Source organism: Vitiosangium sp. GDMCC 1.1324 (assembly GCF_003044305.1).
Taxonomy (GTDB): Bacteria; Myxococcota; Myxococcia; order Myxococcales; family Myxococcaceae; genus Archangium.
In genome coordinates this window covers 60734-74449 of the sequence record NZ_PZOX01000017.1, presented here as the reverse complement: position 1 = coordinate 74449, position 13716 = coordinate 60734, and the positions used below count along the sequence as shown (strand labels likewise).

Here is a 13716-nt window from a genome sequence, read left to right as displayed (position 1 = left end):
TCCCACAAGGGCCAGACAGAACGTCCATGCGGTACAACACCGTCTCCAAGCGGTGAAAACACTGCCCATGGTTCCTGCTCCTCGGTGGTAGGTGAACGTGCATCTCGATGTCAGCCCTCCCCGTGGCCCCCCAACTCCTTCCACACGCACGTGCCGGGTGACACCGGCGTGACTTCACGCCGAGTCACAGAGTAGAGATACGGCCGCCGGCCATCTTGTGACTTCCCACCGAGAAGATGATGGAAATCACCGAACGCACCGCACAGAGAGACTTCACGCCGCGCGAGGAACTGGAGACCTGGAGGGCCGGCTTCATGGAGCGGGTGGCGAACCCGTTCTTCGCGGAGGCGCTGTTCGACCGAGTCCCGGACATCGTCTTCTCGGTGAAGGACATCCACGGGCGCTACGTGTGCATTAGCGAGGCGTGTGCCGAACGCTGCGGGTTGAAGAGCAAGGCGGAGGGCGTGGGGCGCACCGCGCACGAACTCTTCCCCCGGCACATGGCGGACCGCTATGTGCGGCAGGACAAGCAGGTCTTCCGCACGGGCCGCCCGCTCGTGGACAACCTGGACCTGACGCTCTTCAACAACCGCAAGCCGGGCTGGTGCCTGACGAACAAGGTGCCGCTGTTCGATGCGTCGGGAGCGGTGATGGGGCTGGCGTGTCTCTCGAGGGACGTGCACGAGCCCGGCCGGGCGGGAATGGTGGACGAGCGGTTCGCCGCCACCATCGACCATATCCAGGCGAACTATGGCGAGCGGTTGCGCATCGACTCACTGGCCCGGCGGGCGGGCATGTCCGCGGCGCAGTTCGAGCGGCGCATGCAGCGCATCTTCCAGCTCTCGGCGGGGCAGTTCATCATGAAGACGCGCATCGATGTGGCCTCGGAGATGCTGTCCGGCTCCGAGCAGCCCATCGCGGCCATCGCCCTGGCGGTGGGGTTCTGCGACCAGAGCGCGCTGTCGCGCCAGTTCAAGCAGATTACGGGCCTGAGCCCGCGCCAGTACCGGCAGCTCCTACGGCAGGGAGGCTAGGACGGCGCATCCAACCCCAGACGCCGCACCGTGGCCTCGTCCCCGGGCTGGAATACCGTCTCACGCGGGGTGATGAGCTCCCCGAGACGATGATTGACGATGTGCTCGCGCTGCTCGCGAACGAAGGGAGTGATGTCCTCGATGTCGAGGATCCACTCCTTCGCGTAGCGCCGGAGGGTCTCTCCCTGGAGGCCGAGCTGGATGGCGCGGCGTTGCTGGGGAGCACCGGTGGGGGAGTGGTCGGGGTCCCACTGTAGCCGCACATCCGAGCGGGCGCCCTGCTCCCGCCAGGCCTCGTGCGAGCCATACACCTCGGGGACGTGTTTGGAATGAACCGCCTGCGCGAGCACGGACTCGAAGGCCTCGCGGCGGAGCCACACCGCGAGCACCGTCTCCTGGTCCGTCTTCGTTGCCCAGCCGCAGCGGTACATCATCCAGAGGAAGTTGGGTTTGATCCAACTCATGCGGGTCAGCTTGAAGTCACCGCCGAAGAAGCGGTGCTCCGCGGCGAAGCGGCCGATGCGCGGCGCATAGGCCTGATAGACGACGACGGACCGCTCATCGTGCTGGGCGAGGATGTGCCGGCCCGTGGCGGGCCAGCGTGCATGCTGGGCGGCGTATGACTCGGTAATGAGGGGCATGTTTGGGTTGCACGAGCCTACAGCTTCGGCGGTTCGAACCCCATCAGGTATCCCGTCGAAATGACGTCTTCCCCGCGCAGCCGGGCGTCCACAACATGTATTCCACGTCCTATCCCGCTTGTTACAGCGGCCAGTCACCCTGGAATACAGTGGGACCCGACCTGCCCTACACGGACAATTGACGATGGCCACGCCCATGAGTCGCCTGCTCGAAGAGGTCTCGCACGACCACTTCCCGTATCCGCCCGCCACACCCAAGGAGATCGAGGAGTTCGAGCGGAGGGTAGGCTGGAAGCTGGACCCGGACCTGCGGGCCTTCTACCTGCATTGCAACGGGGCGGAGTTGATTGAACGGTTGCCGGACACTCCCTATCGCATCCTCCCGCTGTCCAAGATCGTTCGAGCGCGAGTGGCCATCTATGGTGAGGATGATGACAAGTGGGGCCCCGCCTCGATGTTCACCCTCTGCGACGTACAGGACGGGGATTACGTCCTTGTGGACGTGAGCCGACAGGAGAATGGCCGCTACCCCCTGATGGACGGCTACCATGAGGCGTGGCCGAACCCGGAGTACTGAGGGCCAGTCGCTAGCTCCTTTTCGGAGTTCTTGGAGTCGGCAATGCGATCTCAACGTCCCGTGTACTGGCTGGGGAAGAAGTGAGCTCGTTGGCCCTCCTAGAAGGAAAATGCCTCCGGCGGAGAACGAGAGAACGAGAGTGCCACCCGTAGCGTAGGACTCTCCAGCGCCACCATGCACCTCCTGGCGCAGGGGCACGGCTCGGTGCGAACGAAGGTGTTACAGTGTAGCTGGGATGAGCTGAGCAGGCGGGGCGTGTTGAGCCCGTAGGAGGGCAGAAGGACATGTCCTACGGGCACTCGCACGACCTGCGTGAGCGCGTCATTGCGGCTTGGCAGGCCGGGGAGAGCAAGGCGGAGCTCGCCCCCTGGCCCTGGCCATGGGAGGGGAGCACCGGAAGCACCGGATGACGAGACCGGAGCCAACTCAACGCACAGAGTTCTGAGGTGGCGACCAACGCAGCAGTGCGATGCCTTTCAAGCGGATGACGGCTCCGAACGTGTAATTTTTTGCCGTTGATGACATGGGTGGTCGATCACTGCGTTTTCATGGGTGATGTTTGATGTTGCACACTGCGGCCTGCCAGCTCAGAGGTGGGCGCTGATTTGGATTATATAAAGAATCTCACTTTTCGCCCCAGGGCAGCGGGGTGATATGAATCACGGAGGTGTCGATTGATGCGTCCTGTGAGTGATTCTGCCCGTATCTCCCGTCGCCGATTCCTCATCGGAACCGGTTCCACTCTTGGTGCTCTCGCGTTTCCCTCGCTGGCGACCAGGGCAGCGGTCGCCGCCGGGACGGCCCTCGCCAACGGGGCTCACGTACCGGTGCTCGTCATCGGCAGCGGGTACGGCGGGGCGGTGGCCGCGCTCCGACTGACACAGGCGGGCATCAACACGCATATCGTCGAGATGGGGCAGAGTTGGACCACCCCCGGCTCCGACGGCAAGATCTTCTGCGACATGCTCAACCCCGACGGCCGGTCCTACTGGCTGCGGACCAGGACCGACCAGCCGGTTGGCTACTTCATGGGCATCGACGTCAACAAGAACATTCCCAGGCACACCGGTGTGTTGGACTCGGAGGCGTTTGGCGGGATCCGGGTCTACCAGGGCCGCGGCATCGGGGGCGGCTCACTGGTCAACGGCGGCATGGCGGTCACACCGAGGCGGAGCTACTTCGAAGAGGTACTGCCGTCGGTCGACTCGGACGAGATGTATGACATCTATTTCCCACGCGCCAACGCCACCCTCGGGGTGAACCACATCGACTCCGCCTGGTTCGAGACCTCCGACTGCTACCAGTACGCGCGGGTGAGCCGCATGCGGGCGCAGAACGCCGGGTTCGCGACCACCTTCGTGCCCAACGTCTACGACTTCGACTACATGAAACGCGAGGCGGCCAACGAGGTGACCCGTTCGGCGCTGGCCTCCGAGGTGATCTACGGGAACAATTACGGGAAGAAGTCGCTGGACAAGACATATCTCGCCGCGGCGGCCGCCACTGGCAGGCTCACCATCTCGGCGCTGCACATCGTGACCGCCGTCGCTCCTGCCTTTGGTGGAGGCTACACGGTCGACATCACCCAGATCGACACCTCAGGTAACACTGTCACCACCAAGACCGTCACCGCGGACCGGGTATTCTTCGCGGCCGGCAGCATTGGCACCAGCAAGCTGCTGGTGTCGATGCGGGCCCAGGGCAAGCTGCCCAACCTGCCCTCGGCGGTTGGTGAGGAATGGGGCAACAACGGCAACGTGATGGTCGGGCGGGCCGGGCTGGACCTCACCGGCTCGCTCCAGTCGGGCATGCCCACCATGGGGATCGACAACTGGGCCGACACGGCCGGTCCCGTGTTCGCCGAGATCGCCCCGTTCCCGGCCGGCACGGAACTCTGGATCAACCTCTACCTGGCGATCACCAAGAACCCGAACCGGGCCAGGTTCACCTTCAACTCCTCGACGGGCAAGGTCGACCTCTCCTGGCAGACGTCCTACGCCCAGCCATCGATTGACGCGGCCAGGCGGGTGTTCGATGCGATCAACAAGAAGGCTGGCACCGTCTACCGCACCGACCTGTTCGGTGCCTACAAGACCTGGGGTGACGACTTCGTCTACCACCCGCTCGGCGGCTGCGTGCTGAACAAGGCCACCGACAACTACGGTCGGCTGCCCGGGTATCCCGGCCTGTACGTCATGGACGGTTCTCTGGTACCCGGCAGCATCGGCGTGAACCCGTTCGTCACCATCACCGCACTCGCCGAACGCAACATGGCGAAGATCATCGCCACCGACCTGGCGTAGCCCGGACACCGTCTTCCTCGCCGAGCTTCGACGGGGACAGTGCGCCTCGATCATCCATGGACTCCTGGACGCACCCCGCCGGGGCCTGTGACTACGAGCCCGCGCTCCGCACGAGCGCGGCGAGCACCTCGCGGGCTTCCGCCACCATCGACGTGACGAGGGTGGCCGCCGGGCGCAACTCGTGCACGTTGCCGCACGCCTCGCCCACCGTCAGGCTCATCTCCTCGAAGTCCCCCTCGGTCTGGACGGTGGGCAGGAGTGCGGAGAACCGGGGCATGGGCACGCGCTGACCTCCCATCTCGGTATGGCCGATGGGCTCGGTCGCCTGCAGCGCCAGGGCCTCGGCCTCCCGCCCGGCCCACTCGCGCACCACGCGGTTGCGCAGCACGCGCATGGACTGACCGGGCCACTCGGGGCCGAACAGCGTCGTGCGCACCGTGTCGCCCACTCCCGCGGCCAGCACCCGGCGCTTGTACTCGTCATGGGCCTGCGCCTCCTGGCTGGCCAGGAAGCGGGTGCCACACCACACCGCTTCCGCGCCGAGCGCCAGCGCCGCCACCAGACCCCGGCCATCCACGATTCCCCCGGCGGCGATCACCGGCACGGGCTCCACCGCCGCCCGCACCGCCGGCAGCAGCGCGAAGGTGCTCGCCTCCGCCCGGTTGTGGCCGCCGGCCTCCTCCCCCTGCGCGATGATCGCGTCGACTCCCAGTGCCGCCGCCTCGCGCGCCTCCGCCACCGAGCCCACCTGGATCCACACCCGCGTGCCCGCGCTCCGTAGCCGCTCCACGTGCGCGCGCAGGGGCAATGTCCAGAAGAACACCACCACTGCCACCCGCTCCTCGGCCAGCACCTCGATGTGGGCGTCCTCCACGAAGTTGCCAATGAGATCCACGCCAAAGGGGCGCGCGGTCAGCGCCCGGGTCGCCCGAACCATGGCGCCCAGGGCTGGGGGCGGGAGCATCGCCCCACCCAGCGTGCCCATTCCTCCGGCGTTGCTCACCGCAGCCGCGAGCGGAGGCCCTGCCACGAAGGCCATACCGGCGCTGATGATGGGAACGTCCAATCCGTACTGTTGGGTGATCCGGGTCTTCATCACGGGGTCCTCCTCCACTCCTCGCCCAGGAAGGCGAAACGCTCTCGAGCTGCGCTCAGGAAAAGTACTCAGCCGTTGCCCCAGTCGCTCGGGCAGTGAGCGGCGCGGGGCGCGTGTCTGTCATTCCTCACCACTCCACTCGTTGGCGCGGGACTCCAGGGGGCCGCGCTGGGGCCGGACGACACAGAAGCGCTGACCCGTCGGTGCCTCCATCACCCACCAGCGTTTGACGAACTCCACCCGCTTCGCACCGAGCGCTTCGAGCCGTTTCACTTCGGCCTCGATGTCGTCGGTCTCGATGTCCAGATGGATACGGCCGGGATGGTCCACCTTCTGGAGGAGGAGCATCGGTTCATCGTCTCCCGCCGAAAGTTCGCGGTAGTTGTCAACCTCGGGAGTATGGGGCACGACGGGCCTGCCGAGGGCCTTGCTCCAGAAGGTCGTTGCTACGTTGATGTCGTCGGTCTTGCAGTCAATGACAAAGGCACAGAGCCGGCTGCGATGCATGAATCCTCCTGGGGTGAATCGAAAGGCCCACATCTTTTCTGTTGAGGGGCTGTCCGTCAGATTTCGCCCGCGCAGATTCTCCAGTGGCTCGCTTCGAGCAACTCTTGGCGCACGTTCAGGACAGGCTCAACCCGCGGGAGGACTCAACCAGAACGCTCGTCCTTGATGACGCAGTATCTGCTCAAGGAACTGAGAGAAGGAGCCTGTAATGCGCTTGCACTCCTCCGGATTCAACATGGCCTCATGGAAGCCGTCAATGATGGGATAGCGGCCGTTGAGCGGTGTGCTCACGTCAATGATGATGCGATCGTTATCGGGGAGATCTGCGATGACATACCAGGAGGCCGGGCCCCACTCATCTGTGTCTGAGCCGCGCATATCGACGCGGGCTCGGCGAATCTGGGACAACGCGCGGACTCGGCAAGGCGAGTCTGGTCTTTCGAAGAGCGTTGCCCCATTGCAGTGGAGGTAGAATGCGCGCAGATCTGGATCCAGGCGCCACCCGTGCTGCCTCTCAAATGCTTCAATCTGCTCAGGGGAAGCGGGAGGACTGGGGAAGTGATGACGGGAAAGCTCTTCGAGCAGATTTTCCATAGGGGCTCACGGAACCGCACGGCCGAGCGGCTGGCGCTCGGCGTCCCGCAGACCCACGAGCACGCTGGAGCCGTCACCGGCCACGCGCAGCTCCCCGTACTTCGCTCCGTCGTAGCGATCCGCATGGCCCTCCTGGAAGAAGAAGGACTCCGCGCCCAGGCGGACGCGTCCCTTGCGCACTTTGTAGCGCAGTAACAGCTCTCCCGGGGCGAGCGGCGTGCCTGGTGTGTTTCGGCGAACGAAGCGTCCCACGCCGTTCTCGTCGAGGCGGAGCACGAGGCGACCTTCCTCCGGGCGCGTGTCGAACGTGTCCTCGGACTTCCGCACCTCGCGGCTGATGGCGTAGTCGAGCACCATGTAATCGCCCTGCATGAGCGAGCGGGGGTCCACCGGGGCAAGCTCCAGCAGCAGGGGCGTGCCTTGGGCCAGGACCTGCTCCTTGCGGACGACGAGCACCACCAGGGCCACCACCACCAGGGCGAGCCCACCGAAGATGACGCGGGCGCGCATCAGCGCACCTCCTCGGCCGCGGGGAAGCGGCGCAGGATGAAGAGTCGCAGGCCGAGCAGCACCAGTCCGCCGCCCAGCAGCGCGAGCGACTTGGCCAGCAGCGTGAGCTGAAGGTCGTAGTAGTAGCCGACGCCGAACACGAGGATGAAGACCACGGCCATGCCCAGCAGCACCACACTGCGCCGGTGGAAGCCGAGCAAGAGCACGCCGGTGGCGGCGATGACACCGGGCGTCTGGAACGTGAGGATGGCCAGGAGCCCCAGCGCGGCGAAGGCCGTCACTCCCGCGATGCCACCGGGCTCGGCGCCCGTCTCCTCCAGCACGCGCCAGGCCGAGTACAGCGTCACCACGGCGAGCCCCATCGTCAGCACGCCAGAGGGCAGCTCCGCCGCGCCGTGGCGGAAGATCTCCCCGTAGAAGTCATGGAACCAGGAGCGCATCACCAAGGTCGACAGGAGCGTGGTGACGAGCCCGAAGGCCGCGGGTGTCACGAGTGCACCCCACGTCTCACTCTGGAGCCGGCCCTGGTGGAGGAACAGGAGGTGCGCGGCCACGGTGAGGCCCACCAGGGCCACGTCCACCAGCACACCGGAGGTGGTGAGGCGCAGCAGCACCAGCAGTGCGAGGCCTCCGAACAGGGCGGACAGGAAGCGCTGGATGGCATCCGGATAGACGAAGAGCAGCACCGCCTGGATGCCGAAGGTCGCGAGTGCCGCTGCCTCCGCGCTCTCCGTGAGGGCCCCTACGCCGCCGATGAAGAGGCCCTGTCCCGCCAGTCCGGTGGACAAGGTGAGCTGGGTGAGGAACACGTTGTTCCCCGTGCGGCGCAGGGCCGCGGCAGCTCCGGTGAGGAGCAGGCCCAGGACGACGGCACCCATCTCCTTGCCCACCACCACGCCGAGGGAGAGGAACGCCAGCAGGAACAGGGAGGCCAGCCATGCGCCGAATCCGGTGAGGACGCGCACGAACCAGGGCATGCCGGTGGTGGCATCCTTGCGGGATGCGAGGGCGGCGAGCGCCCTGTCCTGCAGCTCGGCGGGAAGCACATCCCGGAGCGAGGGTTTGAGCGCCATGGCTACACCTCCTCCTGGCCACGCGACTCGGCGCGAAGCCACCAGACCGCGAGCCCCACCTCGCCGATGATGAGCAGCGCCATCACCAGGAAGATGCCCACCTCGTCGTGGCTCGAGCGGAACAGGACTCGGCCGATGAAGGTGGTGATGAGCGTCATCGCGCTCACCGCGTCCAGGGTGAGGAGGAATAGCTCGGAGCGCACCTGACGGTGGAAGAAGTACACGGCGGCCATCACCGCCAGGAGCAGGCCGAGCGCCACGCGGCTCGCGGTATCCGCCTCGCGGGGCGCGGCCACCATGTAGGTCGCCAACGAGACCAGCGGTGCCAGGGTCATCACCGCCAGCACCCGGGGCAGCCAACGGCCGTGCAACCAGGGGATGTCGCGCTGCGCGAGGAGCTCGTGAGCCAGCCAGGCCCCGCCGTTCACCAGCGAGAGCACCAACAGCAGCGTGGTGCCCTCGCCGTCGGCGACCTGCACCCAGAAGAGGCACAGGCCCGTGTCCACGAGGAGGAGCAGCAGCAACCAGAGCGGCTCGAACCGGGCGAGCACCACCCAGGGCAGGACGAGCAGGCTCCACCCGAGGAACAGCTCATAGGGGTCGGCGCCCGTCTGGTACGCCTGCCCGTAGACGGCGAGCAGCGGGCCCACGAGCACCGCCGCGAAGAGGAGGGCGAACTGTCCGGCGAGTCCCTCGCCCAGGCGCCAGGCCGCGACGGACGCCGCGATGATGGCCGCCAGCAGCAGCCCCATCTTTCCGAAGCGATGGAGGGCCGCCCAGTTGTAGGCGAAGAAGTAGATGACGCCGGAGAGCACCAGCAGCGAGCCGAAGCCCAGCAGCACGGTGGACAGGAAGCGCCGCCAGGCGGGGCGCTCCGGAGTGGCCACGGCGAGCCGCAGGGCGCGCTCCAGGTCCGGGGGCGTCAGGACACCGGCATCGGCGAGTGCGCGGAGGCGCTCGGGCGTGGCGGCGAGGTCGAGGAGATCGGAGGACACGGCAGAGGAAGCTAGCCTCTCGGGCCCTGTCCCGGCCAGACTCCCGCGCGTGAGTACCGCCTCAGCCAAAAGCATCCAGGACGAGTTGGCACGCGTGGCCGACCCCGAGAAGGCCGCCTTCTATCCGAAGTTCTTCAAGACGGGCCCCGGGGAGTACGCGGAGGGGGACGTGTTCATCGGCGTGACCGTACCGGAGCAGCGAAGGATCGCCCGGCGCCACAAGACCCTTCCCCAGGCGCAGGTGGGCGAGCTGTTGCGGAGCAAGGTCCACGAGCACCGGCTCACCGGCTTCCTCATCCTCGTGGAGCAGTTCGATCGGGCAGACGAGGCCGGACGCGAGCGCCTCTTCCTGTTCTGCCGCGAGCACCTGGCGGGGCTGAACAACTGGGACCTGGTGGATACGGTGGCGCCCCGGGTGATCGGCGCGTATCTGCTCGAGCATCCCGAGCTCAAGCCACTGCTCTACGAGTTCGCGCGCTCGCCGGTGCTGTGGGAGCGGCGCATCGCCATCCTGGCGACCCAGGCGTTCATCCGGGCAGGAGCGTTCACGGACACGCTGAAGCTGGCGGAGGTCCTGCTCCACGACAAGCACGACCTCATGCACAAGGCGGTGGGCTGGATGCTGCGCGAGGTGGGCAACAGGGACATGGCGACCGAGGAGTCCTTCCTCGACCGCCATGCCGGAAAGATGCCGAGGACCATGCTGCGCTACGCCATCGAGAAGTTCCCCAAGGAGAAGCGCGAGCACTACATGAAGCGTCCCTGACTCAGAACCGCGAGCGCCGCAGCTCGAGCAGCCATGCCTCCAGGTCCTCGGCGCCCGCGGGGTCCTCCGGGAGCACGGAGCGCTCACAGGCCGAGTCGAGCCGCTCGAAGGCCCGTCCCACCTGTCCACGCCAGTGCTCGGAGAGGGCCTCGGGCAGATCGCTGCGCTCACCTCGGCGCTTCCAGGCGACGAGCTCACCCGCCTCGCCGAAGCCGTAGCGGTCCATCAGCGCGGTGAGGTCCATCACCACCTCGCTGGTGAGCAATGCATGGGTGCCGGTGAGCGTCGTGCGCAGCACGTAGAGGAGCTTCTTGGTGGAGCGGAAGCCCGTCTTCTCCCACTCGCGCAGCTGGCCGTGGGCGAAGCCGCGGTAGTGCCTGTGCAGACGCCGCGACAACACCCGGCGCACCAGGGGACGCAGGGACTCCAGCTCGGCCGAGCCGCGCAGGGTCTGGCTTCCGAGCAGCCGCTCCACGTAGTTGCCATTGCCCTGGAGGACGCCGTGCAGCACGGAGCCGAGCTCGTTGGACGAGTAGTCCACCTCGACGCCGTCCACCACCTCCAGACGCTCGGCGGACACGGGGCCGCGCTGCTCCAGGCGGAGCAGGTGGGCGGTGGGGGTGACGTGGACGCACTTGAGGTCCACATCGCTGTCGGGCGAGGGGAAGCCGTACGCGTGCGCGCCCGAGAGGGACACGACGAGGTGGTTCCGGCGCGCGGACTCCTCGTCGAGCACGCGGTCGACCACCCGGGTCTGGTGCTCCGTCATCAGGTTGTCCGTCATGACTCTTCTTCCTTCCATTCGACGGCCGGAGGCGCGGGGGCATCGCGGCCGAGCGGCCCGGGCTCCTTGAGCACCCAGCGCCGCGCCAGTTCCTCGCCCACGCGCCGCAGCAGACGGTCCGCGCGCCCGTAGTCCGGGAGCTGCGGCAGCTTGCTGGTGCGGTGGGCCTCTTCCAGTTCCGGTGCGAGGGCCTCGGCATCCCGCAGCACCTCCTCCAGCGGGACGCGTCCGGCCTTGATGTCCAACATGCGCGCCTTGTAGGTGCCGGTGACTTCGAAGGTGGGCACCCCCTCCCGCAGCCACCCGGTGGCGAGCACCACCAGGCGCAGCAGGTTGTAGGCGTTCTTCGGCCGCAGCTCACGAGCGCTGGGAGGCCGCTGGCCGCCGCCCCGCGCATAGCGGGTGAGGGCGGCGAAGTCGTTGGCCTCGATGAGGCCCTGGTCCCACAGCGAGCGGTAGAGCTGCTTGAGGTACGTCTTGGCCGCTAGCAGCGCGTCCTCGGGCGTGGGGTGGGCGCGCGGGGAGATGGCCGCGAGCCGCCGGGCCACCTCGTCCAGGCTCGGCGCGGGCTCCTCGCACAACCACTCGATGACCAGGTCCCGGTGCTCGGCGAGCCGCTGGCTGCGCGTGAGCTTGTCGAGCTGACTCATGGCATACCGGCCGAAGCTGCCGAAGATGGCCTTGGACACGAAGGCCTCGCGCTCGGCGAGCAGCCATTCACCCAGCTCGTCCGAGGCGCGAGCGCTGGGGACGAAGAGCATCTCCAGGGTGTTGGGGTCGGCCCGGAGAGCCTGTTCCACCGCCTTGGACAGCTCCCAGTAGGTGTGGCTGCCGTCGGCGCTGACGAGGTCTCGCGCCTTGTCCGCGAGGCCGAAGTGCCAGGGGAGGGGGAGGCCGAAGACGCCGCGCAGGTCGACGTCGGAGGACTCGTTGGCGAGGCCCCAGGCCTGCGAGCCCACCACGGTCTCCAGCACCACGCAGGGGCGCAGGGCATCCCAGGTGGCGGCGCGCCGGAGCGCGAACTGGAGCTGGCCGGGCTTGCGAGGCACCAGCTCGTCACGGGCGTACCAGAGCTCGCCCACGCCGACCACCTGCACGTCGAAGCCGCCGCCGCGAGCGCGCACCACGCGGCCCACCACGCCCTGCGGGATGCGCCGGTCTCCGGCCACGCGCTCCACGCGCGTCGTCACCTCGGTGCCGTGGGGCAGGGGAACGGAGAGCCGGTCCACCTGCTCATAGCCACGGAGACGGGCCGAGCCCTCGGCCGTGTCCTGTTCGGGAGTCTTGGATCCGCGGGTCATGGGCGCCTCCGGGAGGGGAGTACAAGGTGCCCATGGACGTTACTGGTGTGGACTCCTGACGGCCATGCGTCAGAACGTGGCGAGCGACAGCACCGGGCTGCGGTGTGCCACTGCCTGCCGCGCGAAGTCCGCCATGTCCGAGAGGATTTCGCGCAGTTCTTCCGGCTCGTGGTGCTCCTGGTCTGTCCGCTCCGCCCAGGCATCGGCGAGGTCGGGCACGTTCCCCTCCGTGATCCGCGCGAGCGCCTGGATGAAGGAATCCACCACGCGCGCGACGATCAGACCGTCCTCCTCCCGGAAGACGAGCGGCTTCTCCAGGGTACGTTCGCTCGTGATGTCTTCAGTTCCCCGGAGTGCGGCGGAGAGCGCCATCAACTCCATCTCGATGAGCGGGAGCTCGATGTATGTCCAATCTTCCGGGGAGTGCTCCTCGGTCGTGACGATCGACTCGATTGCCTCCGCCTCGTCTTCTTTCGCGATGAACCAGGTTGTGACTTGCACGAAAGTGCTCCAATGCGTTGTGCGACTGCGGCCGCCATGTTGTGGAGATATGGCGGCCACTTGTTTTTGGGGGGGCGACAGGGGAGATGTTTTTACGTCATCCCGGTGAGGATGCGCTCTGGTTGCTCCAGGTGCGCGCTGTGCCCGGCCGGCACTCGCACGAGCCTCGCGTGAGGCAGTGCCTTCTCAGCGGCCTCGGCAAGTGACACGGGCAACACCGTGTCGTGCTCGCCCCAGAAGAGCAGGGTGGGTTGTTTCACCTCGCCCAGGCGTTCGAAGCGGTGGAACACGCCACCCGTGAGTGGCACCAGCGTGTTGAAGGCCCGCGTGGCCTCGGGTCTTCCTCCGGGCACCGTCAGCAGTTCGTAACCCAGTGCCTCCAGCCGCCGGTTCTCCGGCGTATCCGGCAGCGGCGCGAGGCGCCTGAAGAGCCTCGGTCCCAGCACTCGCGCCACGCGCTCCGGGCCCACGCGGAAGAACAGGCGCGCATCCCACGCCATCTCCGGGCCCAGTCCCATCGCGTCCACCAGCACTAGGCGCTCCACCGGCACGTGGCCCCGCAGCGCCAGCTCCAGTGACACCAGCCCGCCCAGCGAGTGCCCCACCAGGGTCATCGGCCCCGGCGCCAGCTCGGCCAGCACCTGCTCCACCGGCTCGACGAAGTAGCGCAGCCCGTCCTCGGCCGTCCGGCACGGTCCTTGGGGCACCGAGGAACACCCGAAGCCCGGCAGGTCCACCGCCAGCACCCGGTGCTCCCGAGCCAGTTCCGGGAGCAGGGGGAGCCACATGCTCGCCGCGTTCCCCCGCCCATGGAGGAGGACCAGCGGCGCGCCCTCTCCCCCCTCGAGCAGCCGCAGCGTCCCTCCTTCCGGCACCGGGCACATCCGGGCGGCCATCCCCGGGGCGAACCGCCCCAGCAGCTCCGTCTCCACCGGCCCCGGGGCGCGGGGGCTCACAGGGCCGCTTCCTGCCCGGCGGGGCTGCCCGCCCGCTCCGAAAGATTGGCGTCCGCCGCCGCGATGTGCTTCAGGATG

General features: G+C 67.4%; 14 protein-coding genes and 1 pseudogene. 4 read left to right on the top strand and 11 right to left on the bottom strand.

Features of this window, described 5'->3' with window-relative positions; all coding sequences use genetic code 11:
• The first annotated feature begins 236 nt into the window (after positions 1–236).
• On the top strand, positions 237–1034 hold the full coding sequence (locus tag DAT35_RS38560; protein ID WP_233261972.1) for an AraC family transcriptional regulator: 798 nt from the start codon (positions 237–239) through the stop codon (positions 1032–1034).
• Here DAT35_RS38560 and DAT35_RS38555 read toward each other — a convergent pair.
• Complete coding sequence (locus DAT35_RS38555) at positions 1031–1675, bottom strand: DUF4291 domain-containing protein (protein WP_108074276.1); 645 nt, start codon at positions 1673–1675, stop codon at positions 1031–1033. The genes DAT35_RS38560 and DAT35_RS38555 overlap by 4 nt on opposite strands.
• A gap of 184 nt (positions 1676–1859) precedes the next feature.
• Here DAT35_RS38555 and DAT35_RS38545 point away from each other — a divergent pair.
• Both DAT35_RS38545 and DAT35_RS38540 read left to right on the top strand, forming a co-directional pair.
• A pseudogene (locus tag DAT35_RS38545) lies at positions 1860–2336 on the top strand (SMI1/KNR4 family protein).
• 593 nt (positions 2337–2929) lie between these two features.
• Positions 2930–4555 (top strand): GMC oxidoreductase, encoded by a 1626-nt coding sequence (locus DAT35_RS38540; protein WP_108074274.1) that lies wholly within the window; start codon positions 2930–2932, stop codon positions 4553–4555.
• 91 nt (positions 4556–4646) lie between these two features.
• On the opposite strand, the gene DAT35_RS38535 is transcribed toward DAT35_RS38540, so the two are convergent.
• The 6 genes from DAT35_RS38535 to DAT35_RS38510 form a co-directional block, all read right to left on the bottom strand.
• A complete protein-coding gene (locus DAT35_RS38535) occupies positions 4647–5651 on the bottom strand; it encodes a nitronate monooxygenase family protein (RefSeq protein ID WP_108074273.1) in 1005 nt (334 codons plus the stop codon).
• 120 nt (positions 5652–5771) lie between these two features.
• Complete coding sequence (locus DAT35_RS38530) at positions 5772–6158, bottom strand: VOC family protein (protein WP_108074272.1); 387 nt, start codon at positions 6156–6158, stop codon at positions 5772–5774.
• A 126-nt stretch (positions 6159–6284) separates the two neighbouring features.
• Positions 6285–6752, bottom strand: a complete 468-nt coding sequence (locus DAT35_RS38525; RefSeq protein ID WP_108074271.1) for an SMI1/KNR4 family protein — start codon at positions 6750–6752, stop codon at positions 6285–6287.
• Positions 6753–6758: 6 nt separating this feature from the next.
• Entirely contained in the window at positions 6759–7265 is a 507-nt protein-coding gene (locus tag DAT35_RS38520) for a GDYXXLXY domain-containing protein (protein WP_199243127.1), read from the bottom strand.
• Complete coding sequence (locus tag DAT35_RS38515) at positions 7262–8335, bottom strand: DUF4401 domain-containing protein (protein WP_108074269.1); 1074 nt, start codon at positions 8333–8335, stop codon at positions 7262–7264. The genes DAT35_RS38520 and DAT35_RS38515 overlap by 4 nt, the downstream gene beginning before the upstream one ends.
• A 2-nt stretch (positions 8336–8337) precedes the next feature.
• A complete protein-coding gene (locus DAT35_RS38510; protein WP_108074268.1) occupies positions 8338–9330 on the bottom strand; it encodes a DUF2157 domain-containing protein in 993 nt (330 codons plus the stop codon).
• On the opposite strand from DAT35_RS38510, the gene DAT35_RS38505 reads away from it, so the two are divergent.
• Entirely contained in the window at positions 9215–10096 is an 882-nt protein-coding gene (locus DAT35_RS38505) for a DNA alkylation repair protein (protein WP_255415241.1), read from the top strand. The two genes, DAT35_RS38510 and DAT35_RS38505, sit on opposite strands and share 116 nt — an antisense overlap.
• 1 nt (position 10097) lies before the next feature.
• Here the strand turns inward: DAT35_RS38505 and DAT35_RS38500 are convergent, their stop codons facing one another.
• The 4 genes from DAT35_RS38500 to DAT35_RS38485 form a co-directional block, all read right to left on the bottom strand.
• A complete protein-coding gene (locus DAT35_RS38500) occupies positions 10098–10880 on the bottom strand; it encodes a DNA polymerase beta superfamily protein (protein WP_108074266.1) in 783 nt (260 codons plus the stop codon).
• Positions 10877–12181, bottom strand: a complete 1305-nt coding sequence (locus DAT35_RS38495; protein ID WP_108074265.1) for a DNA polymerase beta superfamily protein — start codon at positions 12179–12181, stop codon at positions 10877–10879. The genes DAT35_RS38500 and DAT35_RS38495 overlap by 4 nt, the downstream gene beginning before the upstream one ends.
• Positions 12182–12250: 69 nt before the next feature.
• Positions 12251–12682: a hypothetical protein gene (locus tag DAT35_RS38490; RefSeq protein WP_108074264.1), complete on the bottom strand. Its 432-nt coding sequence runs from the start codon at positions 12680–12682 to the stop codon at positions 12251–12253.
• Positions 12683–12774: 92 nt separating this feature from the next.
• On the bottom strand, positions 12775–13638 hold the full coding sequence (locus tag DAT35_RS38485; protein WP_369946307.1) for an alpha/beta fold hydrolase: 864 nt from the start codon (positions 13636–13638) through the stop codon (positions 12775–12777).
• Between the last annotated feature and the right edge of the window lie 78 nt (positions 13639–13716).

Coding starts and splice junctions, on each gene's coding strand:
- DAT35_RS38495 (WP_108074265.1), bottom strand. CDS start 12,181: ATGACCCGCGGATCCAAGACTCCCGAACAGGACACGGCCGAGGGCTCG.
- DAT35_RS38535 (WP_108074273.1), bottom strand. CDS start 5,651: ATGAAGACCCGGATCACCCAACAGTACGGATTGGACGTTCCCATCATC.
- DAT35_RS38540 (WP_108074274.1), top strand. CDS start 2,930: ATGCGTCCTGTGAGTGATTCTGCCCGTATCTCCCGTCGCCGATTCCTC.
- DAT35_RS38515 (WP_108074269.1), bottom strand. CDS start 8,335: ATGGCGCTCAAACCCTCGCTCCGGGATGTGCTTCCCGCCGAGCTGCAG.
- DAT35_RS38560 (WP_233261972.1), top strand. CDS start 237: ATGATGGAAATCACCGAACGCACCGCACAGAGAGACTTCACGCCGCGC.
- DAT35_RS38500 (WP_108074266.1), bottom strand. CDS start 10,880: ATGACGGACAACCTGATGACGGAGCACCAGACCCGGGTGGTCGACCGC.
- DAT35_RS38530 (WP_108074272.1), bottom strand. CDS start 6,158: ATGCATCGCAGCCGGCTCTGTGCCTTTGTCATTGACTGCAAGACCGAC.
- DAT35_RS38525 (WP_108074271.1), bottom strand. CDS start 6,752: ATGGAAAATCTGCTCGAAGAGCTTTCCCGTCATCACTTCCCCAGTCCT.
- DAT35_RS38555 (WP_108074276.1), bottom strand. CDS start 1,675: ATGCCCCTCATTACCGAGTCATACGCCGCCCAGCATGCACGCTGGCCC.